A 25,796-nucleotide genomic window follows, 5' to 3' on the forward strand; every position below is an offset into this window, starting at 1 on the left:
GAACGTGGCCAGTCAGCAACAACCCTCCGGGGCGGGTCTGTTTGCCCGCATTCCTTCGTCATCGTTCGGTCGTGGACGGACGCCCACTCCTCCACTCTTCCTCGATCTGCGCGCAAACAGCCCCCGATGCGGGCTACGCGAAGGTCACAAACAGGCTCTGAGGAAAACATCATGGCTCAGTTCAGTGTCAATGCGCAGCGTTTCGATCCGTACAAGAACTTCAAGTTCCGGCTGAAATGGGACGGCCGCTACGTGGCCGGCATCAGCAAGGTGTCCGGCCTGAAGCGCACCACCGAAGTGGTCAAGCATCGCGAGGGTGGTGACCCCAGCAGCACGCGCAAGTCGCCGGGACGCACCGAATACGAGGCGATCACGATCGAGCGCGGCGTGACCCACGACGTCGCCTTCGAGCAGTGGGCGAACAAGGTGTGGAATTTCGGGGCGGGGCTCGGCGCCGAGGTCTCGCTGAAGGACTTCCGCAAGGATCTGATCCTGGAGATCTACAACGAGGCGGGCCAGCTGGCGCTGGCCTACAAGCTGTATCGCTGCTGGGTGTCGGAGTACCAGGCGGTGCCGGATCTGGACGCCAATGCCAACGCGGTGGCGATCCAGCACCTGAAGCTGGAAAACGAAGGCTGGGAGCGCGACGTCGGCGTGGCGGAGCCGGCCGAGCCAAGCTTCACCGTACCGGCTGTCGGGTAAGCATCATGCGCACGCCCACGCCCGCACAATTGCTGCAGGTCTGGGAACGTGGTGGCGAGCTGTCCGCCACGGCGCGCAGCCTGTTGCTGCTCGCCAGCAGTTGCGAGGATGGCACCACCGAAACGCTGGCAACGTTGCCGCTGGGCGCGCGCGATGCATTGCTGCTGCAACTGCGCGAACGTCTGTTTGGCGGGGATGTCGACTTGGTGGCGACTTGTCCGCAATGCGCGGCGACGGTCGAAGCCAGCTTTCGCGGCGCGAACCTGCTGCTGTCGCCCGATGCGCAAGGAGCAACCGCAACGCCGGAAGTTGTCTTGTCCGTGGACGGTCGGCGAGTTCCATTTCGCCTGCCCGACAGCAATGACCTGTTGGCGCTGGAACACTGCGTCGATGTGGACACGGCACGACAACGGCTGATCGAACGCTGCCTGCTGGTGACCGACACCAGCGCCAATGGCCCCGCTCATGTGCTGTCATCTGCGATGCAGGCGGAGCTTGCGCAGGCCATGGCCCGGGCTGACCCGCAGGCCGACCTGCAACTCGATTTTCGCTGCCCGGAGTGCACTCACCACTGGCAACCGCCGTTCGATATCGCGCGCTTCCTGTGGCAGGAGCTGCATGCCTGGGCGCTGCACATGCTGCGCGAAGTGGACACGCTGGCGCAGGTCTATCACTGGGCCGAAGCCGACATCCTCGACTTGAGCCCGCGTCGCCGCCAGGCCTATCTGGAGCTGTGCACGTCATGAGCGATTTCCTCGACCGGCTGGCGGCAAGAGCGATCGGCAGTGAAACGACACTGGCGCCGCGGTTGCCGTCGCTGTTCGAGTCGCCGCGCTATCTGCCGATGATGCCGGCCGGCGAGCAGGACGCGTCGCCGCCGCGGCAACGTGCGACACCGTCGGCGGGAGTCGCCGCCGAAACGGTCTCGCCGGCAGCGCCCACGCAACCTGCAGTCCCGTCGCAGTTGGAGCGAAGCCGGGCCACGCCGGACGCGCGCGCGGAAGTGTCGATACCGCCAGCCCCGGTTGCGGCCAGTTCCTTGCGCGAAACACCGCCGCCCGCAGCCTCCTCGCCACCGCAAGCACCCGTCGTCGAGGGTTCGGTGACGCCGACACGGAAGCCGAAGCCCGACAGCCCCGCGCCGCTGTGGCCACGCCAGACGCGCGTCGCACCGGATTGGTCCGAAGCCGCGCGACCGTCGTCGGTCGGCAGTCTGTTGCCCTCGCCGACACCGGTGTTCGCCACGCCTGCACACGCAGCAAACGCGCCAGCACGTTCCACTCAGGTCACCGCGCAACCAAGGCTTGCCGCGCGGATCGACAGTCGCGGCGAAGTCGCCCGCGAACCGGTGGTGCACGTCAGCATCGGCCGGCTTGAGGTCCGCGCCGCCGCGCCCGCTGCCGCGCCGCGCCGCCGCGAGGGTCCGCGTCCGTCGAGTCTGGACGACTACCTGCGCCAGCGCGGCGACAAGGTGGCGCCATGAGCAACGTGCTGGCCATCGCCGCCACCACGCGCACGCTGCGCAACCTGCTGCTGGCGCAGATACCCGCGCTCGACCCCGAGTTGGCCGACCTCGAGGTCACCTTGCAGCCGCCGGATCTCGCCCGCAAGGGTGTCAGCAAGACGCAGCTCAACCTGTTCCTGTACCAGGCCGTCACCAACGCCGCCTGGCGCAATCAGGACATGCCGGGTCGGGTGCGGCCGGGCGAAACGGCAGCGCCGGCGCTGGCCCTGGACCTGCATTACCTGATCACCGCCTGGGGTCGCGGCGAGGTCGACAGCGAGGCGCTGAGCCACCGTGTGCTGGCCGCGGCGATGAGTACGCTGCACGACCATCCGTTGCTGGATGGCGCCGATATCGCCGGCGCGTTGCCCGGCAACGATTTGGCAAGCCAGGTGGAGCGGGTGCGGGTGACGCCGCTGGCGCAGAGCGTGGAAGAGTTGTCCAAATTGTGGACCGCGTTTCAGGCCAACTACCGCGTCTCGGCGGCCTACGCCGTGGCGGTGGTGTTGATCGACAGCCAGGCGGTGACGCGGGCGCCATTGCCGGTGCTTCGACGCGGTGCTGCCGATCGCGGCGTGATCGCCACCGCCTCGGCCGCGCCGGTGCTCGACGCGCTGATCTATCCGCGCACTCAGATGGCGCTGCGGCTGGGCCAGGACCTGGTCTTGCGCGGGCGTCAGCTCGGCAGCGAGCACGCCCTGGTCCGCTTCAGCAGCTTGCGACTGGATGCGCCGATCGAGCTTGCGCCCGCGGCAGGCACCGAAGCCGGCACGCTGAGCACGCATCTGGCCAGTCCCACTGAAGACGCGGATGTCGCCTCACGCTGGGCACCGGGCGTCTATACGGTGGCGCTGTCGCTGCAGCCGCCAGGCCTGCCGCCGCTGCTCAGCAACGAGCTGCCGCTGGTGCTGGCGCCCACGATCACGCTGGGCGCACTGACCGCCGCAGCCCGCGACATCACGGTAAACCTGAGCTGCATGCCGCGCATCCGCGACGGCCAGCGGGTACTGCTGCTGTTCGGTGACCGGCTGCTGTCACCCACCAGCGTCAGCAATCCAATCGACACCCACCAGCCGAGCGCGCTGGTGTTCCAGCTCACCGGCGTGGCCGCAGGCACCTACACCTTGCGCCTGCGCGTGGACGGCGCCGACAGCATCCCGGTCGACTTCAGCGGCAGCGTGCCCGTGTTCGCCAGCGACCAGCAGATGGTGGTGACATGAACGAGCACAGCGCATGGCTGGAAGCGAACGACCGCTACCTTGCCGCGGCGCTGGCGGCCCTGCGCGAGCGGCTGGAGCAGGCTGCGCAAGTGCATGCGAACCCGGCAACGGATCCGGCGACCGCAGCCACGGCGTTGATGGAGTCCGCACCGGCCGTCGAGCCATCGGGCATGGCCAGGCCATCGTTGTTTGCGCGCTTGTTCAGCGCACCGCCTCACCTGCAGACGAGCACAACCGTGGAGCGCGATGCACCACCGTCGCCGCGCGCGACTGAAGCGGCGGGCAAGGATGCGGCGGAAGCGATGCATGGCAACGACGGCAGCGAGCATACGCCCGCGCTGATGGCGCTGGCGGACCGCCTCGGACTGTCCGCGTTCGAGCGCGACCTGCTGCTGCTGTGCATCGGCATGGAACTGGATACCCGCTTCCCCGCACTGTGTGCGCAGGCGCAGCACGATCCGGCCAAGCCGTACCCGACCTTTGCGCTGGCGTTTGCCGTGCTCGACCAGCCCGGTTGGGATGCGCTGTCGCCGCAGCGGCCGTTGCGCTGGTGGCGTTTGCTGGAGATCCACCAGCCCGGCGTGCAACCGCTGATCGGCGCGGCACTCGGCGCCGACGAGCGCATCGTCAATTTCATCAAGGGCATGAATTACCTGGACGATCGGCTGGCGCCGTTGCTTGCGCCCTTGCCGTCGATGGACCTGCCACCATCGCAGCAGGCCGTGGTCGATCACCTGTTGAACGGCCTGCAGCAGGCGCCCGCGGATGAGCCGCTGCCGGTGATCCAGCTGCTCGGCAGCGACAGCGTCAGCAAGCAGGCGATCGCGCAGTGCGTTGCCGCCGCCGTCGGCATGCAGGCGCACCGCTTGTCGGCGGAGTTGCTGCCCGGCGCGGCCGGCGAGCAGGAAACCCTGTTGCGACTGTGGCAGCGTGAGAGCCGGCTGTTGCCGCTGGCACTGTATCTCGACGCCACCGGACTCGAGCGCGGCGATGCCGGCGCAGCGCTGGCCGCGCGTTTCGTGGGCCGTGTCGGCGGACTGGTCTTTGCCGACGCACGCGAGCCCCTGCTCAGCACCGCGGCCCACGTGATCAGCGTCGATGTGGCCAAGCCCAACGCGCTCGAACAGCGCTCGGCGTGGCAACACCTGCTCGGCGATTCCGCCGGGGCGCAGCCGCACCACCTGGCCGGCCATTTCGATTTCAACCTGGCGCACATCGAGCAGATCGCGCACGCGGCGCTGGCCGCCGCCGCCGACAAACCCGAGGCGCTGACGCGGACCTTGTGGCAGGGCGCCCTCGCGCGCACCCGCCCGGCGCTGGACCAGCTCGCGCAACGGATCGAGCCGAAGGCTGGCTGGGATGATCTGAAACTGCCCGACAGCGAGAAGCAGCTGCTGCGCCAGATCGCCGATCAGGTCGCCCAGCGCAGCACGGTCTACGACGACTGGGGTTTCCGCGCGCGGATGAACCGAGGCCTGTCGATCAGCGCGCTGTTCGCCGGCGAAAGCGGGACCGGCAAGACCATGGCGGCCGAAGTCATCGCGCAGGAACTTGGCCTGTCGCTGTATCGCATCGACCTGTCCGCGGTGGTCAGCAAGTACATCGGCGAGACCGAGAAAAACCTGCGCAAGCTGTTCGATGCTGCCGACGACGGCGGGGCGATCCTGTTCTTCGACGAAGCCGACGCCCTGTTCGGCAAGCGCAGCGAAGTGAAGGACAGCCACGATCGCTACGCCAACATCGAAGTGAACTACCTGCTGCAGCGACTGGAGTCCTTCCGCGGCCTGGCGATCCTGGCGACCAACCAGAAAGGCGCGCTGGACAGCGCCTTCCTGCGCCGGCTGCGCTTCGTCGTCAACTTCCCGTTCCCCGGCGTGGCCGAGCGCCGCGCGATCTGGGCCTCGGTGTTTCCCGCACAGGCGAACGTGGGCGCCCTGGACCTGGACCGGCTGGCTCGGCTCGCGCTCAGCGGCGGCAGCATCCAGGGCATCGCGCTCAACGCCGCCTTCATGGCCGCCTCCACCGGCGTACAGATTGACATGCCGCTGCTGCTCGACGCCGCCCGCGTCGAGTTCCGCAAGCTGGACAAGCCGGTCAACGAAGCCGATTTCCGCGGGCTGCAAAGTGCGGGAGACAAGGCATGAGCATCGAGCTGCATATCGAGCGGTTGGTGATAGATGAAGGGCTGCTGGGCGGCGAGCGCGCCGGCAGTGTTCAGGCAATGATCGAGCGCGCGCTGGCGCAATCCCTGACACAGCCCGGCGCGGTCGTCGGCTTGCGCCGTCTGGGCTCGCGGGCTGCGCTACCTCCGGCACTGCTGCCGGCCGCCACACATGCGAACGATCGACTTGGCCCGCGTGTTGCCGTGGCGGTGGGACAGAGCCTCGGCATTCCTTCGGTCGTGCGCGACAGGAGCGCGGGCAGTCATGACTGAGCGGTCCTCCAGCATTGCTGCAAAGCCTGTTCCGTCGCCGAACGTCAACGGCGTGCTGCTACAGCGAAAGTGTGCCTGCGGCACGCATGCCGGCGGCGGCACCTGCAGCAGTTGCGCGCGCAAGCGGCATACCCTGCAGCGCGCAGCGCATGCCGATGCGGCCGATGGCGCGCCAGTGCCCGATGTGGTCCGCGACGTTCTGCGATCACCCGGCCAGCTGCTTGACCGCAGTACGCGTCGCTTCATGGAAGACCGCTTCCGGCGCGACTTCTCCACCGTACGCGTGCATGCCGATGCCCGCGCGGCGACCTCGGCCGCAGCGGTCGGTGCGTTGGCGTACACGGTGGGCCAGCACATCGTCTTCGGTACGGGGCATTACGCGCCGCAGTCGCCTGCGGGACGTCACCTGCTGGCGCATGAGCTCACTCATACGGTGCAGCAGGGCCACGCGATGGGTGCGGTCAGCCCCCAGCTGGTGACCGGCCCGGCGAATACCGCGCAGGAGATCGAGGCTGATCACGTCGCCACGCAGGTCTGCGCTGGCGCGTTCGCGCCGGGGGTCATCGCTGCGGCGGCGCCAGTGGTGCAGCGCCAACTGGCGCCGACTGCGGGGAGCGGCGAAGACGAAGCCGAGCCTGATTTCAGTACACCACAACGACGCGGCGGTCGCGGGCGCGCCACTTCGCTGGATGCAGGCCAGCGTGGTGCGGATCATCTGCGCGTCGCGATCATCCGTCATTTGTGCCAATGCGCTGGCCGCAATGCCACGCATACCGAAGCGAGCACGCATTTGCGGCCCGGGCCGGGTTTCACCGTCGGCTTCTGTCACGGTCGTGTTACCGGCAGTCTCTCCGGCGATGTCGTGCCAAGCAGTTTCAGCACGGGCCGCGTGACGGTCGGCGCTGACCTCAATGTGGCGGGGGGGGAGCGCGGCGTCGGTGCACACGTTCACGTTGAAGGTGAGGCACGCAATACCGGCCGCGAGCCCGAGGTGGGCGGCCGCGGCAGCGTGCGCCTGCGCCTGCCGGACGACACGCAGATTGGAGCTCGCGGCGAGATATTCCGTGGTACGGAATCGGGTCGGCTCGATACCAGCGTGGGAATCGGTATAGGTCACGGCGGCCTTCGCGGCACCGTCGACGTCACCAATCCGCAGGACGACCGGCGCGGTGTGATCATCGGTTTCGGCGGCGACCTGCCCGGACAGACGGTGGAGTCGCGGACCTGCCGCATCTGTCGCTGCCCGGTGGCGTACGAGTGCTACGAGGATATCCCCCCGCGCGACGAGGACGTCCCGGTGACCCATGACGTGGTCGATCGCAGCCGCCTGCGCTACTACTTCCGCCTGGACAGTGATCAGGACACGCGCGACGCGACCTTGCACGCACAATCCATCGCGATGCTCGACGAGGTCACGCGGCGGGTTGCGGCCGGCGCCACGATCCGTTCGATTACCGGCTATGCCTCGCCCGAGGACAACCGCGAGCAACCCACACCGAATCAGCAACTGACGTTGTCGCGCGGGCAGCGCGTGCATGACCTGCTTGCCGCGCGCCTGACGACCCCCGGCGCCGTGCCTGCGCCCATCGCTGGGGGTGAATTGCTCGGCCAGGTGGCCATGGCGGCACCCGGCAGCCGCCTGGCCGACGCGTTGCTTGATACCGGGTTTGGCGACCCGGAAGATGTCAGCGCGTTCCTGTTTGGCGACACCATTCCCAACTCGCAGCTCTCGGACCAATTCCTGGCCTTGCTTGATCGCGTCACCGAACCAGCCGATCGACTGCGCCTGTTCGGGGTGGCCGCCAGTTCGCCGATGGCGCCGCAGCTGCTGGCAGCCATCGAGCAGTTCCAGCGCGGCCGTGGGCGCGGACGCAGGCCATGGGAGGGGCTGTTCGGCTATCTGCGCTACGCCACCGTCGAACTGGCCGAGACCCACCAGGAACACGGCTCCGAACACCAGCGCACCAGCGGCTCGCTACGACGCATGGGCGATGCGCTGTGTCATCGCTGGGCGCAGCAGGCGGAGCGCGAACAGCGCTTTGGTCCGGCAGAGCCCAAGCCGACGCAGGAAAGCGATTGCCCCAGTGGCGAACCGCACAATCCAGAGGAGTACCGCGCGCAATGCGACTACGAGTGACAGCGAGAGGCGGCAGTGACGCCTCGGCGGCGCGCGATTCCGGCCGATTCACGCCCGTAGCGCTACCGCGGCATCGAGATGGCATTGAGCGAAAGCCGGAATCCGATGGAGCGTTGAAGATGGATGACTTGCGCAAAGCGAATGAGGTCACACAGCCGCGGCCATTGCAGCAACTGCTGGCTCGGTGCATTGCCGTCGCCGCCATCCCCGGCAAATTCGATACCAGGATCAGGCCGGTGATACGCGCGCTGCATATGCGGCATCTCGATCAGCATCGTCAGACGCCAGCAGTCGACGGCACGTTCGATGCGTCGGCCTGGGGGAGCCTGCGGGGCCCGAGGCCTTTCATCGCCTGTGCGCTTGGCCGGATGGACAAGCTGCCCTGCCACGGACGCATGCCATGAGCGCATTTCCCGGCTCGCCGCGCATCCTCAAGGGTGGCATCGTGCTGATCGATGCGGCCAGCTCGGTCGTGTTGCGGGTGATTGCGCTGCAGTACAACCCCGATTCGCTGACCCGCTCGCTGCAGGTGCAGCCGGTCAGCGCAGACGGCGGCGACCGCTCCGAGGCATTGCGCCTGAAGGGGCCGCCGGTGGAGACGCTGAAGCTCGAGGCCGAGATCGACGCCACCGATCAGCTGGAGTTTCCGGAGCAGAACAGCGGCGTCGTCAGCTCCGGCATCTTCGCCCAGCTGGCGGCGCTGGAAACGATGGTCTACCCCACCAGCGCGCAGTTGCGGGCGAACGATGTGCTGGCGCAGATCGGCACGCTGGAGATCGTGCCGATGGAAACGCCGCTGGCGCTGTTCGTGTGGAGCAAGGCGCGCATCCTGCCCGTGCGTATCACCGAGTTCAGCATCACCGAGGAGGCGTTCGACACGGCGCTGAACCCGATCCGCGCCAAGGTCAGCCTGGGCCTGCGCGTGCTGACCGTGGACGACGTGCCGTCTGGCCACAAGGCCGCCAGCCTGTTCATGAGCTATCTGCAGCAGAAGGAGCAACTGGCCGGCGCCGCCGGCGGCCAGTTGTCAGCGCTCGGCTTGAGCGGAGTGCCGTGACCCGGGCGTCAGGATCGAACTTGCGCCGGTGACGAGCCGGGCATCGCCAACAACTTGGAGACCGACATGCGTATCGAGGAAATGATTGCCGCCGTACAGCAGGCGCTCGGCGTGGAGGTGGATGGCAAGGCGGGTCCGCAAACCTGGGGCGCGATCTACGCGCGCCTGGTCGGCAAGAAGATCGATCAGATGCAGCCGTCCGAAGCCATTTCGCCGGTCGACAATCGCAGTGAAAAGGTGATCGCCACCCTGCTGCCCGAACTGCGGCCCATCGCGCGCGCCCTGGTACAGAAGGCGGCGGGTGCCGGGATCACCATTCGCCTGATCAGCGGGCTGCGCACCTACGAGGAGCAGGCGGCGCTGTACGCCCAGGGACGCACGGCTCCGGGCAAGAAGGTGACCAACGCCCGGGCCGGTTACTCGAACCACAATTTCGGCATTGCGTTCGACATCGGCGTGTTCGAGGGCAGCAAGTATCTCCCGGAGTCTCCGAAGTACAAGGCCGTGGGCGCGCTGGGCATGGACTTGGGCCTGGAGTGGGGCGGCAACTGGAAGACCATCGTCGACCAGCCGCACTTCCAGCTGCGGCCCGTGTGGGCGGCCAACGAGAGCGAGCAGCAAATGCTGGCCGAACTGCGATCGCGCAAGGACCACGACCAGGCGGTGTACGCCTGACGCCACCGGGGCGATCGACACGCCCGCGACGGAGATGCCTCCATGACCACGAATTTTCCACCCACCAGCCGCTACGCACTGACGCCCACCACCAGCCTGGTGCGCGCCGATGGCAGCATGGTGACGTACCTGAAGCGCCGCTTCGTGCCGCCACCGGAGCATCTGGCCCTGCTGCAGTGGCATCGGGTGGTGCAGGGCGAGCGGCTGGACAACATCGCGGCGCAGTACCTGGGCGATCCCGAACAGTTCTGGCGGCTGTGCGATGCCAACCGTGCACTGCGCCCGCAGGAGCTGACCGAAACGATCGGTCGGCAGCTGCGCATCACCTTGCCCGAAGGCATACCGGGGGTGCCCAGTGCTTGAGGGCGTGCATCTGACGCTGCTGGTCGGCCCGGTGGTGCCGGTGCCGGTGCCGCAGGTCGTGCTCGATGCACTGACCCAGGTCGAGGTCGATGCGCCGGACGAGGGTGCCGCCGCGTTCACCCTGCAGTTCACGTTGAGCGTGCGTTCGCCGTTGCACACGTTGTTCCTGCTCAGCGGTGGCGGTGTGGTGCCGCTGCTGCGGGTGATCATCGTGGCTACCGTCAACGGCACGCCGCAGGTGTTGATCGATGGCGTGGCGACGAAGACCGAAGTGCTGCCGGGCTCGGACCAGCGCCATACCACGCTGCAGGTCACCGGCGACGACCTCACCACGGTAATGACCAGGCTCGAATTCTCCGGGTTGCCGGGCCTGCCGTTCCCGGCGATGCCGGCCGAGGCAATCGTGGCACTGCTGCTGGCCAAGTATGCGTTCCTCGGCATCGTGCCGCTGGTGATTCCCAGCATCGCGATCGACGTGCCGATCCCGACCAACCGCATTCCGACCCAGCAGGGCAGCGACCTGGAATACATCCGCCTGCTGGCCGCGCGCGTCGGTTACGTGTTCTATCTCGATCCGGGTCCCGCGCCGGGCAGCAGCATCGCGTACTGGGGGCCGAAGGTGAAGGTCGGCGTGCCGCAGCCGGCGTTGAACGCGGACATGGACGCAGCCAGCAACGTCGAGCAGCTCAGTTTCAGCTACCACGGCAACGCGCGGCAGCTGCCGGTGGTCTATATCCAGAACGAGCTGACCAAGGTGCCGTTGCCGATCCCGATTCCGGACATCGGCCCGCTCAATCCGCCGCTGGGCCTGATCGATCCGCCACCGCAGAAGTTCAACCCGTTGCCGGAGACGGCAAAGTATTCGCCGCAGCGCGCGATGCTGCTGGGCATGGCCGAGGCGGCGAAGTCGGCCGACACCGTGAGCGGTCAGGGCAGCCTCGACGTGGTGCGCTACGGCCGCGTGCTGAAGGCGCGCCAGCTGGTCGGTGTGCGCGGCGTGGGGCCCGCGTTCGACGGCCTGCATTACGTCAGCCAGGTGCGCCACACGATCAAGCGCGGACAGTACAAGCAGAGCTTCCAGCTGTCGCGCAAGGGACTGGTCTCCACCGTGCCACTGGTGCCGTCATGAACAAGTTCTACGGCAAATACCGCGGCACCGTGATCCAGAACGTGGATCCGGAACAGCGTGGCCGCATCCAGGTGATGGTGCCCGATGTGTCCGGGCTGATTCCCTCGAGCTGGGCGATGCCGTGCGTGCCGGTCGCCGGCAAGCAGAGCGGCGTGTACGTGGTGCCGCAGATCGGCGCGGGCGTGTGGGTCGAGTTCGAGCAGGGCGATCCGGATTATCCGATCTGGGTGGGTGGTTTCTGGGGCAGCGCGGCGGAGCTGCCGGCGCTGGCGCTGGCCGGCAATCCGGCCAGTCCCGGCATGGTGCTGCAGTCGGGATTGCAGAACACCGTTTCGATCAGCGATCTGCCGGGCCCCACCGGCGGCATTCTTTTGAAGAGCGCCACCGGCGCGATGATCATGGTCAACGAGATCGGCATCACGATCTCCAACGGCCAGGGCGCCACCGTCGTGCTTGCCGGCCCGACGGTGACGATCAACAACGGCGCGTTGGTGATCACCTAGGAGCGATGCGATGCCGGGTTTCCTCATCCATGTCGGCGCCAGCGTGCTTTGCTCACATGCAGGGCAGGCGCAGGCGAGCACGCCGAATCCGCGGGTCATGGTCAGCGGCCAGCCGACGGTGACGATGGCCTCGCCGTGGCTGGTTGCCGGCTGCACCCTGCCGCCGCCATCGGCCGCCAACGGACCGTGCGTCAGCGCGCAGTTCGTCACTGCCGCCACCCGCGTCACCTCCAACGGCCAGCCGCTGCTGCTCATCGACAGCCAGGCGATCTGCGCGCCCACCGGCACGCCGCTGCTGATCGTCGCCAGCCAGACCCGCGTCACCGCGATGTGAGGACGTCATGAATGCAAGGCTCGACATCGACTATCCGTTCCATTTCGATCCGCGCGGTCGTACGGCCGCCACCGACGATGACGATCACGTGCGCGACATGATCGAGCAGTTGCTGTTCACCAGCCCCGGCGAGCGCGTCAATCGACCCGATTTCGGCAGCGGTCTGTTGCAGATGGTGTTCGCGCCGAACAGCCCGGAACTGGCCGCGGCGCTGCAGTTCACCCTGCAGGCGGCACTGCAGCGCTGGCTCGGCGATGTGATCGGTGTGGGCGCGCTGGATGTCAGCAGCAACGATGCGACGCTCACCGTGCGTCTGGACTACACCGTGCTGGCGACCGGAGAAGCCCGCAGCGACAGCTTCACGCGGAGCCTGCCATGAACGCCGTGAACGCCAGCGCCAGCCTCGGCCGGATCGGCTGCGCGCCGCTGCCGCGCTGCAGCGTGCCGGCGCGGCGCGAGCGCTTGCGTCGAGCGGGCGTACTGAACGGCATCGACTATGTCGAGGTCGGCGACGACGGCGTGAGCCTGTGCGTACACCTGTTTGGCGCGATTCCGTCGGAACTGGGCGTGGCCAATGTGCGGGTCAGCGGTGGCGACCGCATCAGTGGATTGCGCGTGCTCAGCGTCACGGTCGAGGACGAGCCTGAAATGCACGACGATGCCTGCCTGCGCGTGCGGCTGGACCGCGAAGGCGACCACAGCGCGTACTGCCTGTGCCTGGTGGTTGGCGACGCGGGTGACGATCCGGCGACCTGGTTGGCGTACCCCGGCTTCGATCCGCGCTACGCCTGTGCCGCGCTGCGTTTCCGGCTGGATTGCGGCAAGGATCTGGACTGCGCGGACGAGGCAGCCTGCGTGCAGGCGCCGCTGCCGCCGCCCGAAATCAACTATCTTGCCAAGGACTACCAGAGCTTCCGTCAGTTGTTGCTGGACCGCCTCGCGCTCGACATGCCGGCGTGGCAGGAACGCCACGTGCCCGATCTCGGCATCGCGCTGGTCGAGGTGCTGGCCTACACCGCCGACTACCTCAGCTATTACCAGGATGCGGTGGCCACCGAGGCCTATCTCGGCACCGCGCGCCGGCGCATTTCGGTGCGTCGGCATGCGCGACTGGTCGACTACCGCATGCACGAAGGCTGCAATGCGCGCGCCTTCGTCACGCTGGCCTATGCGGGCGACGATGATCTGCCGCTGGCACTGGACAATCTGTTGCTGCTGGTACCGCCAGCCGGCGATCGCGGCGCGCAGCCGGGCGTACTCGACGCCGTCGCGCGGGATGCGGCGCGGGCGCACGGCGCGCTGATCTTCGAGCCGATGCGGTTGGACGAGCGTAGTGAAGTGACCGTGGTGGCTGCGCACAGTGCAATCCGATTGCACCGCTGGGGCGACGAGATGTGCTGTCTGCCGCGCGGCAGCACGCGCGCCACCCTGGTCGATGCGCCGTTGCCGGGCGCGCCCGCAAATCCTCCCGTGCCGGAGCCGAGCGGTCCCGCGTGCGACGAGACGCACGCGGCGACCGTCGCGGCCGAACCGGCGCGTGCGCTGAAGCTGGCGGTCGGTGACTTGTTGATCTTCGAGGAAGTGCTGGGGCCGCAGACCGGCAATCCGGCCGATGCCGATCCGGAACACCGGCACGCGGTGCGGCTGACGGACGTCCAGACGTCCGTCGATCCGCTGGACGGCAGCTTGCTGCTGGAAGTCGCCTGGGACGCCTGCGATGCGCTGCCGTTCGACCTGTGCCTGTCGGTGCGCACGCCGTCGCCGGAGTGCGCGTGGCTGCACGACGTGAGCCTGGCTCGCGGCAACGTGCTGCTGGTCGATCACGGCGAATGGGTGCGCGGGCAGTGCGATTGCGCCCCGATCTGCGCGCCGGCCGGCGACGATGGCGACTATCCCGGTCTGGCCGCCGCGCTGGCCGCGATGCCGGATGCGTGCCAGCGCTGCCAGGCCTTGCCCGAGGACTGCTGGCTGGTACCCGGCACGGCGCAACCGGGTTGCTGTCACTGCGAGGGCGCGGTGCAGGATGTACGACGCCCGCCGTCCGACACCGGCCACGTGCTGCCGGACGGACCGCTGAGCTGGGCCGAGCCGTTGCCGCCGGCTGCGCCGGTGTGCCAGCTGCTGGCTCGCGATCCGCGCCAGGTGCTGCCGCAGCTGCGCGTCTGTGGCGGTCCGCTGGACGCCGTACTGATTGACGGCGTGCCCGATCCGCGCTGGCAGTGGCAGCCGGTATATGACCTGCTGGAGAGCGGCCCGGACGACCGCCACTTCGTGGTCGAGGTCGACGACGATAGCGTTGCGCACCTGCGCTTCGGCGACGGCGTGTCGGGTGCGCAACCGCAGGCTGGCGACTTCTTCCGCGCCGCTTCGCGCATCGGCAATGGCCGTGTCGGCAACGTCGGCCGCGACAGCGTCGTGTGGCTGGCGCTGAAGTCAGGCGAACTTTCCGCCGACCTCAAGCCGCGCAATCCGCTGCCGGCCAGCGGCGGCACCGATCCGGAAAGCGTGGCCGAGGTGAAGCTTTATGCGCCGGGCGCGTTCCGCGCCAGGCCGCTGCGCGCCATCGTCGCCGATGACTATGCGATGTTCGCCGCGCAGCAGCCGCGCTTGCAGGGTGCCGCCGCCGCGCTCGAGTGGAGCGGCAGCTGGTACGCCGCGGACGTGGTGGTCGACCCGCTGGGCCGGGAGACCCTGCCGGCGGGACTGGCGCGGGGGATCCGCGCGCAGCTGGAACGCTACCGCCGCATCGGCCATGACGTCGAGGTACGCGCGGCCTGCTACGTACCGTTGTTGATCGAAATGTTCGTCTGCGTGTTGCCGGACTTCCTGGTCGCCCACGTCAAGGCCGAACTGCTCGACCGCTTCAGCGCCGGCTTGCGTCGCGACGGGGCGCCCGGCTTCTTCCACCCGGACCGGCTGCGCCTGGGTGCGCCGGTAACCATCAGCGCGCTGCTGGCCGAAGCGCAGGCGGTCACCGGCGTGGCGCATGTCGGCGTAACCACGCTGGCGCGCGCCGACGGCGGGCGTTCCGGCGAGGTGCCGGGCAGTGGCGTGCTGGCGATCGCCGCGCGCGAGATCGCGCAGGTCGACAACGATCTGGATCACCCCGATCACGGCACCATCAAGTTCACGCTGGGAGGTGGCCGATGAGCTGCTGTAGCGCCTGTGGCAAGCACGCCTGCGCCTGCGGTTGTGGCGCCCGCGTCGGCACGCCGTTGCCTCTCTACAACCGTCCCGGGCTGGACAGCCTGGCGTATCGCGTGGGCACGTATGCGGATTTCCGCGCCACCATGCAGGACGACCTCAGCGATGCCGCACTGCCGGCGCTGGCCGGCCTGCGCACGCGCGAGCGCGACGATCCTTCGATGGCACTGCTCGACGCCTGGGCGGTCACCGCCGACGTACTCAGCTTCTACAACGAGCGCATCGCCAACGAGGGCTATCTGCATACCGCCACCGAGCGACGTTCGGTGCTGGAGCTGGCGCGACTGGTCGACTACCGGCTGCGGCCCGGCGTGGCCGCCAGCGTCTATCTCGCCTACACGGTGGAGAAGGACTCGCCGCCGGTCACGATTCCGGCCGGCGCCGCTGCGCAGTCGATCCCTGCTCCGGGCGAGCAGATGCAGACCTTCGAGACAGCCGAGCCGCTGGACGCGCGCTTCGAGTGGAATGCGTTGAAGCCGCGGCTGAGCCGGCCGCAGAACATATCGCTGGATAGCGTGCTCCATCTCGGCGAGTTGTGGGTCGCCGGCACGGCCACCCAACTGAAGGCGAACGATCGCCTGCTGTTCCTGTTTGGCGACGACCTGGCCAGCGGTGCGCAGGTTCTGCGCCTGGTCCAATCGGTCGAAGTGCAGCAGGCCAACGCGCGCAGCCGGGTCGTCCTGCAGTCGCTGGATCAAGCCACGCTTCAGATCGTGGCCGCAGCCGACGTGGCGATCCGGAGCTTGCGTGATTCAGTCGCGGAGCAAGATGCGGAAGCGTGGATCGGGCTGCTCGAGACGGTGCGCAGGAATCTCCTGCTCGGTGGCGACAACGGCGGCAGTTACCAGGGATTGATGGGGCCGTATGCGCATCGTTTCAAAGAGGGCAATGAGCCAGCTGCGATCGATACGTTCATGCACGCGGTGGAGGCGGCATTCGGCAAGAGCTCGCCAGTAGTGATGGCACCCGTCGGTTTTGGCGCCTTGTTCGGTGCGCTCACGCTGAAGCCGACGTTGCAGCCGGCCAGCAGTCTGTATCTGTCGCGCAGCGTGGCCGCCGCACTGGGTACTGCCAGCGATACACGACCGCAGTTGCTGCTGCAGTTCGCGCCCGAGCTGGCCGGCAACTTCTACCGCGCCTGGACCAGCGTGTCGCAAGGCCAGCCGTCGCAGACCCTGCACGGGGTGTACGCAATGCGGCTGGCCGCCCCGCTGTTCGGCTACAACGCACCACCCATCATGGGGCTGGGTCTGAACACCAACCAGGACACAAAAGACACGGTGCCCTATGTATCCAGGCCTGATGGCGACTGGGGTACTTCCGATTCGGAGGATCCCGATCGCGTGCAGCTGGACAACGCGTACGAGGGCGTACTTGCCGGAAGCTATCTGCTGCTCGTTCCACCCGCCAGTACGACGGCGCTCCGGACGGTGGCGCAGGCACGCAGCGTGCAGACGCATCCGCGCAGTGACTACGGGATCAGCGGCAAAACCACGGACATCGCGCTGTTCAACCCTGTCGCCGATGGCAAGCATCCTGTCTGGACGGCGCCGACGATGGCGACACTGCGCGGCACCCAGGTGTATGCGCAAAGCGAGCAGCTGACCCTGGCCGAGCTGGCGATCACCGATGCAGTCGGCGCTGCAGCGGCGGACGACACCTCGCCGCCCGCGACTTCCGACAGCGCCATCCGGTTGACGCTGGACAGCGCCGTCGACGGTCTCAAGGCCGGTCGCTGGGTGATCGTCGAAGGCCAGCGTACCGACGTGCCGGGTACCGACGCGGTGGCCGCTGCCGAACTGGTGATGCTGGCGGCGGTACAGCAGGGCACCGATGCGCAACTGCCCGGCGACATCGTGCACAGCACCCTGGTATTCGCCAACCAGGGCCTGGCCTACCGCTATCGCCGCGACAGCGTGGCGGTGCATGCCAACGTGGTGCGCGCCACCCATGGCCAGACCCGTCTGGAGGTACTCGGCAGTGGCAACGGCGCACTTCCGATGCAGGCCTTCGCGCTGAAGCAGAAGCCGCTGACCTGGGTTTCCGCGGCGACGCCTGATGGCATTCAAAGTTCGCTGAGCGTGCGCGTCAACGACGTGCAGTGGCACGAGACGCGCAATCTCGCCTTTGTCGGCAAGGACGCACGCAGCTTCGTCACCGCCACCGATGACAGCGGCACCACGTCGGTGCGCTCCGGTGATGGGGTGCATGGCGCGCGTTTGCCCACGGGCGTGGAGAACATCAAGGCGAGTTATCGCCAAGGCATCGGCGCGCCGGGCAATGTGAAGGCGCGGCAGATCAGCCTGCTGGCGACCAGGCCGCTTGGCGTGAAGGAGGTGATCAATCCGCTGCGTGCTTCCGGTGGTGCCAATCCCGAGACCCGCGACCAGGCGCGCCGCAACGTGCCGCTGGCGGTACTGGCGCTGGATCGACTGGTCTCGGTGGTCGACTATGCCGACTTCGCGCGAACTTTTGGCGGCGTCGGCAAGGCGGTGGCGATCAAGTCGGGCAGCGGCGTACAGGTCGTCATTGCCGGCGTCGACGACGCGCCGATCGATCCCGCCTCGGATCTCCATCGCAACCTGTTGGCGGCGCTGCGGCGCTACGGCGATCCATCGCTGCTGGTGCGCCTGCGCGAGCGCGAGTGGCTGGCGCTGACGCTGGGCGCGAAGGTCGGCCTTGCGCCGGACTATGCGTGGGAATCGGTGGAGCCGGTCGTGCGTGCGGCGCTGCTCGATGCGTTCGGCTTCGACCAGAGAGCGCTGGGCCAGCCGGTGTACCCGAGCGAAGTGGTGACCTGCATCCAGGCCGTGCGTGGTGTGGCCTGGGTCGACCTCGACGTCTTCGATCGCGTCGACCGGAGCTCGCTGCTGGCCGGCTTTGGCGACGGCGAGCAGGGGGCGGACGACAGCGTGCTTCTCGACACATCGAAGCCGCCCGGCAAGCCGGATCCATCGACCGTCGGCCAGCGGCTGCTCGATCGCATCGAGGTGGAGCTACAGCAGATCGCCTATCTGTCCCCGGCCATTCCCGACACGCTGCTGCTGCAGGAGGCCACGCCATGAACGCGCAAACCGCGAGAGGCCGCGCCATCGGCGCGCAGCCGGATCGCCTGTACGACTTGCTGCCGGTGGTCTACCGCATGCGCGATGCCGACCAGGGCTATCCGCTGCGCGACTTCCTGCGCGTGCTGGCAACCCAGGCCAATGTGCTGGAGCGCGACATCGCGCGGCTGTACGACAATTGGTTCATCGAGACCTGCGACGCCTGGGTGGTGCCGTATATCGGCGACCTGCTCGGCTACCGCTTGCTGCCCGAAGCGGCCACGCTGGATGCGGCCGACGGTCGTTGTGGCGAGGGTCTCGGTCACGTGCTGGCGCCGCGTGCCGATGTCGCCAACACGATCGACGCGCGCCGGCGCAAGGGCACGCTATCCCTGCTCGAGGACCTGGCCCGCGATGCGGCCGACTGGCCGGCGCGTGCGGTGGAGTTCTATCGCCTGCTCGGCTGGATGCAGCATCTGGATCATCAGCATCCGCAGCGCGGTGGCACCGCGGATCTGCGCGAGCCGGGCCGGCTGCAGCAGATCGGCTGGGCCGGCGGCGCGTTCGACTCCCTGGCCCACAGCGTGGACGTGCGGCGGATGGGCAGTGTGCGCCGACGCGGTCGCTACGCGATCCCGGATGTGGGTGTGTTCGCGTTCCGTCTGCGCAGTTATCCGGTGACCACTACGTCGGCATATTGCGTGGAGGAGTCCGGACCGCACTGCTTCAGCTTCAGCATCCTGGGCAACGACACGCCGCTGTTCCAGCGTCCGGTGGCGGAAGGCGCGCCGACGCATATCGCCGAGGAGATCAATCTGCCGGTGCCATTGCGGCGCTATCGCTTCGCCGAACGCGGACCGCAGGCCGATTACGCCAGCGTCTCCGCCGCGCTCTACGGTGCCGGTCGCAGCGTGCAGATATGGGCGCCCGACTGGCCCGCGAAAGGACAGGGTTCGCCGCTGCCGCGCGAGCTGCTGCTGCCGGCCGATCTGGTGGGATGGCGCTACCAGGTGCCGCGCGGCAAGGTGGCGGTCGATCCCGAGCGGGGGCGGCTGATGTTTCCGGCCAACCAGCGGCCCAAGCGCGGCGTGTGGGTGTCCTACCAGTACGGCTTTGCTGCCAATCTCGGCGGCGGCGAGTACGCGCGCGCCACGCCGGAACTCGAAGGCGCGACGCGTTATGTCGTGCACGCCGCGTTGCCGGGCAGCGACCCGGCGACTGCGCCGCTGCGGCCCGATCATTATCTGAATATCGCCGATGCGCTGGCGGCGTGGGCGCAGGCCAAGGACGCCGCCGTGGCGCAGGCGTTCAACGCGATCAAGCAGGCGCAGCCGGAGCTTTCCGATGACGGCGCGCACGCGCGGGCGCTACAGCAACGCCCGCGCGCGCTGATCGTCGAGCTGGCCGAAAGCGGCGTGTACGAAGGCAGTCTCGACCTGCAGCTGGAGCCCGGCGAGGCGATCCAGTTGCGCGCGGCCGAACGCACGCGACCGATCCTGCGCCTGCTCGACGTGCGCGCCAGCCAGCCCGATGCGCTCAGCATCGCGGGGCAGGCCGGCAGCCGCGTGCTGCTCGACGGCTTGCTGGTGATGGGACGCGGCATCGAAGTGCAGGGACCTGGCGACGATGGCGAAGGCGCGCCGCCAGCCGATGACCTTTGCGAGCTGGTGATCCGCCACTGCACCTTGGTGCCGGGTTGGGCGCTGCAGTGCAACTGCGATCCGAAGCGGCCGGGCGAGCCCAGCATCACCCTGGACGGCAGCCGCGCTGCGCTGCGCATCGAACACAGCATGCTCGGAGCAATCTCGGTGATCAGTCCGCTGCGGCGCGGCGAGGCGCCATCGCTACTACTGTGCGACAGCATCCTCGACTCCACCGGTCCCGAGAGGGTGGCGCTGGGCGCGCCCGACGAGGTGGTGGCCTATGTGGAGGCCAGCTTCCAGCGTTGCACCGTGATCGGCGAGGTGCAGGCGCACGCGATCGGGCTGGCGCAGGACAGCATTTTCGCCAGTCCGCTGCGTGTGCTGCGCCGCCAGCTCGGCTGCGTGCGCTTCTGCCATGTGCCGGACGGTTCGCGCACGCCGCAACGATTCCATTGCCAGCCCGACCTCGCGCTGGCCGCCGTGCCCGCCGCCGACGCGGCGGCGCGTGCGCGCGAGCGGATGCGGGTGCTGCCGCAGTTTGCCGCTCGGCGCTATCCCGCTCCGCACTATTTGCGCCTGGCCGACGCGTGCTGCGCGGAGCTTCGTCGTGGCGCCTCCGATGGCTCGGCGATGGGTGTCTACCACGACCTGTACGAACCGCAACGCGAGGCGAATCTTGCTGCGCGGCTGGCCGAATACGTTCCGGCAGGCACGGATGCCGGCATCTTGTTTGCGAATTAGGAGATCAACCATGAAAGGCGACTTCGCACGTGTCACCTTCGATCCCACCCGGCATTACAGCCAGGTCTTCCAGCAGCAGGGGCGCGTCCTGCTGGAAGCGGACTGGAACGAACAGGGACAGATCCAGCAGCAGTTGCTGCGCACCCTGGTGCAGGACCTGATCGGGCCATGCTGGGCGGCAGGCGACGGTTTCAGTCTGGGCATCAGCGAGACCGACGCCAACGGCGAGGTCAAGCCCCGGCTGTTGGCCGACTGGCAGTTGGCCGCCGGACATTTTTACGTCGACGGCATCCTGTGCGTGAACGAGGCGGCCTGCTCGCTGGTGGATCAGCCGTATCGGCCGACCCCCGATTTCGGCGTTGCCGACGGCAAGACCGGTTTCGAGAAGACTCCGCCGAATGGCTTTGCGCTGTGGCTGGACGTGTGGGAGCGGCACCTTTCCTCGATCGAGGCGCCGGCCATCGCCGACGTGGCGCTGGATGGCGTCGATACCGCTTCGCGTGCGCAGGTGGTGTGGCAGGTGCGCCTGCTCGAGGGCACGGGCGCCGCGAAACAGCTCGGTGACATCGAGACGGCATTGAAGGTGCGCCAGAAGGCGAGCACCAGTGCTGAGGAGACCGCCCGGATCGAGCAGCAGATTGCCGATCTGGGCAAGTTGCGCGACAGCCTCGACGGCCAGGGCGACGCCAGTGGCGACGCCAACGATGTCCCCTGCGTGGCAGTGCGCGATTTGCTGGGCGCGAGGGCGACCTGGGCACTGCCGCACCTGAGCGCGCAGCTGGAGGCATCAACAGCCAACGACGATCCGTGTCTGATCGCCGCCGATGCGCGCTATCGCGGTTGCGAGAACCAGCTGTACCGGGTCGAGATCCACCACCCGGGTCTGGCTGGCACGAGCGCCGGGGCCAGCTTCAAATGGTCGCGCGAGAACGGCTCGGTGATCTTCCGGGTGCTTGGCAACGTTCCGGGAACGGCGGCGGACGGCGGCGGCACGCAGCAGGTGGTGACGCTGGCGCGACTTGGCCGCGATGCGCGACTCGGCCTGGCGGTGAACGACTGGGTCGAGCTGGTGGATGACGACTACACGCTGGCGCAGCGTGCCCTTCCGTTGTTGCAAGTGGTCGCGCTCGACGTGGCCGAGTGCCGCGTCACCCTGGCGGTGCCGCCGGGTGTCACGCCGTATCCGATCTCGGTCGACTCGAGCAAGCATCCGCTGTTGCGCCGCTGGGACCAGCGCGATCCGGTCGACGCGCAAGGCGTGATGGCGGTGACCGAGGACACGCCGATCACCCTGGAGGACGGTATCCAGGTGACCTTTGCGCCGGGTGGCGTCTACGCCACCGGCGACTACTGGTTGGTCCCTGCTCGCGTGGCCGGCAGCGGCCAGCTCGATTGGCCGTCCGTGGGGGGAAAGCCGGTGAGTCTGCCTCCGGGGGGCGGCCATCACTACGCCGTGTTGGGGATTGCCGGCGACGGTGACAACGACGGCTATCACGAATGTTGTTGTCGCTTCGGCACGCTGTGCGAGCTGATTCATGCCGAGGGCCAGCGAATCGCCGGGGCCAGCAAGAATCGACTGGTCGTGGACAGTCGCGCCGCCACGGCCAAGGCCAGCAGCGACGTGGCCAAGCCGAAGAATCGGAAAGCCAGGACCAAACCGGCAAAGACCGACAAGCGGGCGTGAGCGCACCACCGAACCGCGCGGCGTCGCCTCGGGGCAACGTCATCCGACCGAATCCGATCACCAGGACATCACCCCATGGACTCGCTGGCTGCTCCCTACTTTCCGATCATCTACGTCCGTGGCTATGCGATGACAGCGAGCGAGGTCGCCGCGACGGTTGCCACGCCCTACATGGGTTTCAACCTTGGCTCCACCAAGGTGCGCCAGGTATGGGATGGCAGCGTGCGCAGGCACGTGTTCGAGTCGCCGCTGGTGCGCCTGATGAAGGACTATGGCTACCGCGACACCTATACCCACGGCATCGAGATCAGTGGGGCGATCCCGGCCCGCAGCGTGATCATCTATCGCTATTACGATCCGGCCGACAGCGACCTGGGCGATGGCAAGGCGCTGTCGATCCTGGAAGCCGCGCAGGGCCTGAAGGCGCTGATCTGCAAAGTGCGCGACCAGGTCTGCGGAACGGACGCAGAACGGCTGCAGGCGTTCCGGGTGTACCTGGTGGCGCATTCGATGGGCGGGCTGGTCTGCCGCAGTTTCCTGCAGAATGACGCCGTCAGCAGCCCGGCCGACCGCGCCATGGTCGACAAGGTATTCACCTACGCCACGCCGCACAACGGCATCGACATGGGCGGCATGAACGTCCCGGCGGTAATGGGGCTGTGGGACATGAACAATTTCAACCGCAAGATCATGGCTGGCTTCCTTGGCATGTCCGGCACGCCGACGCGCGTGGATTCGCTGGACGGCAAGTTCGATCCGCAACGCTTCTTCTGTTTCGTGGGCACCAACCACCGCGACTACGACGTGGCGCACGGACTTTCGAGCAAGCTGGCCGGCGAAATGAGTGATGGCCTGGTGCGGATCGAGAACGCGACTGTCGCCGGCGCGCCGCGTGCGTTCTCCTATCGCAGCCACAGCGGCACCTATGGCGTGGTCAACTCCGAAGACGGCTATCAGAACCTGGTGCGCTTCCTGTTCGGCGACGTGCGTGTCGACGGCACGCTGGAAGTCAGTGCATTGCCGCTGCCGGCCTCGGTGCAGAAGGCGAAGGACAACGGCAAGCAGATTCGTGCCTCCTACTATTTCGAAGCCACCGTGGCGCCGCGTGGCGCCAACGACTTCAAGCTGACCGAGCGGCGCCGGGATACCTGCAGCGCCATCCTGCGCGGCTTCGACGAACTGCTGCGACTGGACAACGTGGATCGGGACACGCCGCGATCGCCGGTGCTGTTCTCGGCCTTCCTCGACACCAGCAAGATCACCGTCGGGCGCACCATGGTGTTCAGCGTGGAGCTGACCGTGTCCACCACCGGCTACACCATCGACAACAAACTCTGGCTGGACAGTCATATCGAGGGCGAGTACCTGTTCCGCAATACGCTGGTGATCAAGGCGACGCCAAGCGACGATGGCTGGAATGTGCGTTACCTGTTCGCGGACGATCGCTCCAGCGAGGCACTTGGCACGCTCGCGGCGCAGGATGGGGATGCCTATGTAATCCCGCTGGCATCGCAAAAAGGCTTCAAGGGGCAGCTGCGCCTGGCGGTGCAAAAAGTGCCGCCCGTGGCGTCCGCGATCGAGCCAGTGGTTGCCGCGGTGGGGTGATCGCCCGGACAGCCATCGACTGGACAGGTCGAAGGCAGGGCTCCGGGCAAGGCACCGCTGTTCCGTTCAACCGGCGCAACATATCGTTTATGCTCGCGCTGGTTGACGGGGGAGCGTAAAAGATGTTGGTTGGTATTGACCTGGGCACTACCCATTCGCTGGTGGGTGTCTGGGGGGAGGACGGCCCACGCCTGATTCCCAATGCACTCGGTTCGGTGTTGACGCCTTCGGTAGTCGCACTCGATGACGCCGGTCAGGTACTGGTGGGCGCTGCCGCGCAGGAGCGGCTGCGCAGTCATCCGCAGCATGCGGTGGCGGCGTTCAAGCGCTACATGGGCACGGATCGGCAGAGCGTGCTGGGCAAGCGCAGTTTCCGGCCCGAGGAATTGTCTGCGCTGGTCCTGAAGTCGCTGCTGGCCGACGTGGAGGCGGTCACGGGCGAGCGCGTGACCGAGGCGGTGATCAGTGTGCCCGCGTACTTCAGCGATGCCCAGCGCAAGGCCACGCGCAATGCCGGCACGCTGGCGGGGACCACGGTCGAACGACTGGTCAACGAACCCACCGCGGCGGCGCTGGCCTACGGGCTGGAGCAGCGTGATGCGGAGTCGCGCTTCCTGGTGATCGATCTCGGTGGCGGCACCTTCGACGTGTCGATCCTCGAGCTGTTCGACCAGGTGATGGAGGTGCATGCCACGGCCGGCGACAACTTCCTCGGCGGCGAGGATTTCGTCGACGTGCTGGTCGATGCATGCCTTGCCGAGCTCGGCGTGAAGAAGTCGCGCGTGAGTCTGGCCGACACGGTGGAACTGCGTGCGCGGATGGAGCGACTCAAGTGCCAGCTGGGTCAGGGCGAGGCCTCAACCGAGGTCAACCTGGACGGCCATCGCCACGCCTGGCAGATCGACGAGGCGCGCTTCGAGCAGCTGGCCACCTTGCTGCTGGCGCGCATGCGCGCGCCGATCGAGCGGGCGTTGCGCGATGCGCGGCTCGGTGCATCCGAGCTCGACGAGATCATCCTGGTCGGCGGCGCCTCGCGCATGCCGATGGTGACCCGGTTGGTCACCCGCATGTTCGGTCGGCTGCCGTTGCGGCATATCAATCCGGACGAGGCCATTGCACGCGGGGCCGCCGTGATGGCCGGATTGAAGGGACGCGCGGAAGCCCTGGGCGAAGTGGTCATGACCGACGTCTGCCCGTATACGCTGGGTATCCAGACCACCGAGCCGCTGCCGTCCGGACACTTGCAGGAAGGTCTGTACTCGCCAATCATCGAACGCAACACGGTGGTGCCGACCAGTCGCTGCGCCGTGTATAACCCGCTGACCGACTTCCAGGCTGTACTCAAGCTGCGTATCTACCAGGGCGAAGCGATGCAGGTGGCCAGCAACGTGTTCCTGGGCGAGCTGGAGATCCCACTGCCGCGGGCGAAGGCGGTCGACATGCCGGTGGAGGTGCGCTTCACCTATGACGTCAATGGCCTGATCGAAGTCGAGGCGACGGTGCTGGCCAACAAGGTCAGCCATCGACTCACCATCCAGCAGAACCCCGGCCTGTTGACGCCGGAGCAGATTGCCCAGCGGCTGGCTGACCTGCAATACCTGAAAGTGCATCCGCGCGACGACCAGGCCAACATCGCGATCATCGCGCGCGCCGAGCGGCTTTACGAGGAGCGTTCCGGCGACTTGCGCCAGCAGCTGGCGCAGTGGTTGCTGGCATTTCGCGACGAGCTTGAATCGCAGGAACCCTTGCGCATCCGCTCGGCGCAAAAGCGCATGCAGGAGCTGCTGGCCGAGATCGAGGCGGAATCGCCGTTTTGA

General features: G+C 67.6%; 21 protein-coding genes. 20 read left to right on the top strand and 1 reads right to left on the bottom strand.

Annotated features, from left to right (window positions below; all coding sequences use genetic code 11):
• Positions 1 to 171 precede the first annotated feature (171 nt).
• From AC0L58_RS02100 to AC0L58_RS02130, 7 genes are read left to right on the top strand one after another with little or no spacing between them, the layout of a single operon-like run.
• Positions 172 to 702 (top strand): phage tail protein, encoded by a 531-nt coding sequence (locus tag AC0L58_RS02100; protein WP_473686198.1) that lies wholly within the window; start codon positions 172 to 174, stop codon positions 700 to 702.
• Between the two features lie 5 nt (positions 703 to 707).
• Positions 708 to 1,448 (top strand): T4 family baseplate hub assembly chaperone, encoded by a 741-nt coding sequence (locus AC0L58_RS02105; protein WP_473686200.1) that lies wholly within the window; start codon positions 708 to 710, stop codon positions 1,446 to 1,448.
• Entirely contained in the window at positions 1,445 to 2,185 is a 741-nt protein-coding gene (locus AC0L58_RS02110; RefSeq protein WP_473686202.1) for a hypothetical protein, read from the top strand. Before AC0L58_RS02105 ends, AC0L58_RS02110 begins: the two co-directional genes overlap by 4 nt.
• Positions 2,182 to 3,426, top strand: a complete 1,245-nt coding sequence (locus AC0L58_RS02115) for a Pvc16 family protein (protein ID WP_473686204.1) — start codon at positions 2,182 to 2,184, stop codon at positions 3,424 to 3,426. The genes AC0L58_RS02110 and AC0L58_RS02115 overlap by 4 nt, the downstream gene beginning before the upstream one ends.
• Positions 3,423 to 5,570, top strand: a complete 2,148-nt coding sequence (locus AC0L58_RS02120; RefSeq protein ID WP_473686206.1) for an ATP-binding protein — start codon at positions 3,423 to 3,425, stop codon at positions 5,568 to 5,570. Before AC0L58_RS02115 ends, AC0L58_RS02120 begins: the two co-directional genes overlap by 4 nt.
• Positions 5,567 to 5,860, top strand: a complete 294-nt coding sequence (locus AC0L58_RS02125) for a hypothetical protein (RefSeq protein ID WP_473686208.1) — start codon at positions 5,567 to 5,569, stop codon at positions 5,858 to 5,860. The genes AC0L58_RS02120 and AC0L58_RS02125 overlap by 4 nt, the downstream gene beginning before the upstream one ends.
• Positions 5,853 to 7,997 carry an eCIS core domain-containing protein gene (locus tag AC0L58_RS02130; protein WP_473686210.1) on the top strand — a complete coding sequence of 715 codons (2,145 nt, stop codon included), beginning with the start codon at positions 5,853 to 5,855 and terminating at the stop codon, positions 7,995 to 7,997. Before AC0L58_RS02125 ends, AC0L58_RS02130 begins: the two co-directional genes overlap by 8 nt.
• Positions 7,998 to 8,059: 62 nt before the next feature.
• Here AC0L58_RS02130 and AC0L58_RS02135 read toward each other — a convergent pair whose 3' ends face one another.
• Positions 8,060 to 8,272 (bottom strand): hypothetical protein, encoded by a 213-nt coding sequence (locus AC0L58_RS02135; RefSeq protein ID WP_473686212.1) that lies wholly within the window; start codon positions 8,270 to 8,272, stop codon positions 8,060 to 8,062.
• Between the two features lie 125 nt (positions 8,273 to 8,397).
• Between AC0L58_RS02135 and AC0L58_RS02140 the strand changes: the two genes are divergently transcribed.
• The 13 genes from AC0L58_RS02140 to AC0L58_RS02200 all read left to right on the top strand — a co-directional run bounded on the left by AC0L58_RS02140 (position 8,398) and on the right by AC0L58_RS02200 (position 25,796).
• Complete coding sequence (locus AC0L58_RS02140; RefSeq protein WP_473686215.1) at positions 8,398 to 9,054, top strand: hypothetical protein; 657 nt, start codon at positions 8,398 to 8,400, stop codon at positions 9,052 to 9,054.
• A gap of 66 nt (positions 9,055 to 9,120) precedes the next feature.
• The gene (locus tag AC0L58_RS02145) at positions 9,121 to 9,729 is read left to right on the top strand and encodes a M15 family metallopeptidase (protein WP_473686217.1); all 609 of its coding nucleotides are present in this window, start codon (positions 9,121 to 9,123) and stop codon (positions 9,727 to 9,729) included.
• Positions 9,730 to 9,771: 42 nt separating this feature from the next.
• Complete coding sequence (locus tag AC0L58_RS02150) at positions 9,772 to 10,092, top strand: LysM peptidoglycan-binding domain-containing protein (RefSeq protein ID WP_473686219.1); 321 nt, start codon at positions 9,772 to 9,774, stop codon at positions 10,090 to 10,092.
• 4 nt (positions 10,093 to 10,096) lie between these two features.
• A complete protein-coding gene (locus AC0L58_RS02155; protein WP_473686221.1) occupies positions 10,097 to 11,221 on the top strand; it encodes a hypothetical protein in 1,125 nt (374 codons plus the stop codon).
• Positions 11,218 to 11,724, top strand: coding sequence for a phage baseplate assembly protein V (locus tag AC0L58_RS02160; RefSeq protein WP_473686223.1), 507 nt, complete (start codon positions 11,218 to 11,220; stop codon positions 11,722 to 11,724). Before AC0L58_RS02155 ends, AC0L58_RS02160 begins: the two co-directional genes overlap by 4 nt.
• A gap of 10 nt (positions 11,725 to 11,734) precedes the next feature.
• Positions 11,735 to 12,058, top strand: coding sequence for a hypothetical protein (locus AC0L58_RS02165; protein ID WP_473686225.1), 324 nt, complete (start codon positions 11,735 to 11,737; stop codon positions 12,056 to 12,058).
• Positions 12,059 to 12,065: 7 nt separating this feature from the next.
• On the top strand, positions 12,066 to 12,437 hold the full coding sequence (locus AC0L58_RS02170; protein ID WP_473686227.1) for a GPW/gp25 family protein: 372 nt from the start codon (positions 12,066 to 12,068) through the stop codon (positions 12,435 to 12,437).
• Complete coding sequence (locus tag AC0L58_RS02175) at positions 12,434 to 15,208, top strand: putative baseplate assembly protein (RefSeq protein WP_473686229.1); 2,775 nt, start codon at positions 12,434 to 12,436, stop codon at positions 15,206 to 15,208. The genes AC0L58_RS02170 and AC0L58_RS02175 overlap by 4 nt, the downstream gene beginning before the upstream one ends.
• Positions 15,205 to 18,327, top strand: coding sequence for a putative baseplate assembly protein (locus AC0L58_RS02180; protein ID WP_473686231.1), 3,123 nt, complete (start codon positions 15,205 to 15,207; stop codon positions 18,325 to 18,327). Before AC0L58_RS02175 ends, AC0L58_RS02180 begins: the two co-directional genes overlap by 4 nt.
• Positions 18,324 to 20,690 (top strand): hypothetical protein, encoded by a 2,367-nt coding sequence (locus AC0L58_RS02185; RefSeq protein WP_473686233.1) that lies wholly within the window; start codon positions 18,324 to 18,326, stop codon positions 20,688 to 20,690. Before AC0L58_RS02180 ends, AC0L58_RS02185 begins: the two co-directional genes overlap by 4 nt.
• 10 nt (positions 20,691 to 20,700) lie before the next feature.
• On the top strand, positions 20,701 to 22,374 hold the full coding sequence (locus AC0L58_RS02190) for a DUF6519 domain-containing protein (protein ID WP_473686235.1): 1,674 nt from the start codon (positions 20,701 to 20,703) through the stop codon (positions 22,372 to 22,374).
• 75 nt (positions 22,375 to 22,449) lie between these two features.
• Positions 22,450 to 23,979, top strand: a complete 1,530-nt coding sequence (locus AC0L58_RS02195; RefSeq protein WP_473686237.1) for an esterase/lipase family protein — start codon at positions 22,450 to 22,452, stop codon at positions 23,977 to 23,979.
• Between the two features lie 122 nt (positions 23,980 to 24,101).
• Complete coding sequence (locus tag AC0L58_RS02200; RefSeq protein WP_473686239.1) at positions 24,102 to 25,796, top strand: Hsp70 family protein; 1,695 nt, start codon at positions 24,102 to 24,104, stop codon at positions 25,794 to 25,796.

Source organism: Rhodanobacter sp. G2-10, from assembly GCF_055809185.1.

What these genes read in the sequence shown, in the direction of transcription:
- AC0L58_RS02110 (WP_473686202.1), top strand. Translation starts at nt 1,445, where the DNA reads ATGAGCGATTTCCTCGACCGGCTGGCGGCAAGAGCGATCGGCAGTGAA.
- AC0L58_RS02130 (WP_473686210.1), top strand. Translation starts at nt 5,853, where the DNA reads ATGACTGAGCGGTCCTCCAGCATTGCTGCAAAGCCTGTTCCGTCGCCG.
- AC0L58_RS02195 (WP_473686237.1), top strand. Translation starts at nt 22,450, where the DNA reads ATGGACTCGCTGGCTGCTCCCTACTTTCCGATCATCTACGTCCGTGGC.
- AC0L58_RS02180 (WP_473686231.1), top strand. Translation starts at nt 15,205, where the DNA reads ATGAGCTGCTGTAGCGCCTGTGGCAAGCACGCCTGCGCCTGCGGTTGT.
- AC0L58_RS02170 (WP_473686227.1), top strand. Translation starts at nt 12,066, where the DNA reads ATGAATGCAAGGCTCGACATCGACTATCCGTTCCATTTCGATCCGCGC.
- AC0L58_RS02135 (WP_473686212.1), bottom strand. Translation starts at nt 8,272, where the DNA reads ATGCTGATCGAGATGCCGCATATGCAGCGCGCGTATCACCGGCCTGAT.
- AC0L58_RS02160 (WP_473686223.1), top strand. Translation starts at nt 11,218, where the DNA reads ATGAACAAGTTCTACGGCAAATACCGCGGCACCGTGATCCAGAACGTG.
- AC0L58_RS02105 (WP_473686200.1), top strand. Translation starts at nt 708, where the DNA reads ATGCGCACGCCCACGCCCGCACAATTGCTGCAGGTCTGGGAACGTGGT.
- AC0L58_RS02140 (WP_473686215.1), top strand. Translation starts at nt 8,398, where the DNA reads ATGAGCGCATTTCCCGGCTCGCCGCGCATCCTCAAGGGTGGCATCGTG.
- AC0L58_RS02150 (WP_473686219.1), top strand. Translation starts at nt 9,772, where the DNA reads ATGACCACGAATTTTCCACCCACCAGCCGCTACGCACTGACGCCCACC.
- AC0L58_RS02185 (WP_473686233.1), top strand. Translation starts at nt 18,324, where the DNA reads ATGAACGCGCAAACCGCGAGAGGCCGCGCCATCGGCGCGCAGCCGGAT.
- AC0L58_RS02200 (WP_473686239.1), top strand. Translation starts at nt 24,102, where the DNA reads ATGTTGGTTGGTATTGACCTGGGCACTACCCATTCGCTGGTGGGTGTC.
- AC0L58_RS02125 (WP_473686208.1), top strand. Translation starts at nt 5,567, where the DNA reads ATGAGCATCGAGCTGCATATCGAGCGGTTGGTGATAGATGAAGGGCTG.
- AC0L58_RS02100 (WP_473686198.1), top strand. Translation starts at nt 172, where the DNA reads ATGGCTCAGTTCAGTGTCAATGCGCAGCGTTTCGATCCGTACAAGAAC.
- AC0L58_RS02120 (WP_473686206.1), top strand. Translation starts at nt 3,423, where the DNA reads ATGAACGAGCACAGCGCATGGCTGGAAGCGAACGACCGCTACCTTGCC.
- AC0L58_RS02145 (WP_473686217.1), top strand. Translation starts at nt 9,121, where the DNA reads ATGCGTATCGAGGAAATGATTGCCGCCGTACAGCAGGCGCTCGGCGTG.
- AC0L58_RS02175 (WP_473686229.1), top strand. Translation starts at nt 12,434, where the DNA reads ATGAACGCCGTGAACGCCAGCGCCAGCCTCGGCCGGATCGGCTGCGCG.
- AC0L58_RS02165 (WP_473686225.1), top strand. Translation starts at nt 11,735, where the DNA reads ATGCCGGGTTTCCTCATCCATGTCGGCGCCAGCGTGCTTTGCTCACAT.
- AC0L58_RS02115 (WP_473686204.1), top strand. Translation starts at nt 2,182, where the DNA reads ATGAGCAACGTGCTGGCCATCGCCGCCACCACGCGCACGCTGCGCAAC.
- AC0L58_RS02190 (WP_473686235.1), top strand. Translation starts at nt 20,701, where the DNA reads ATGAAAGGCGACTTCGCACGTGTCACCTTCGATCCCACCCGGCATTAC.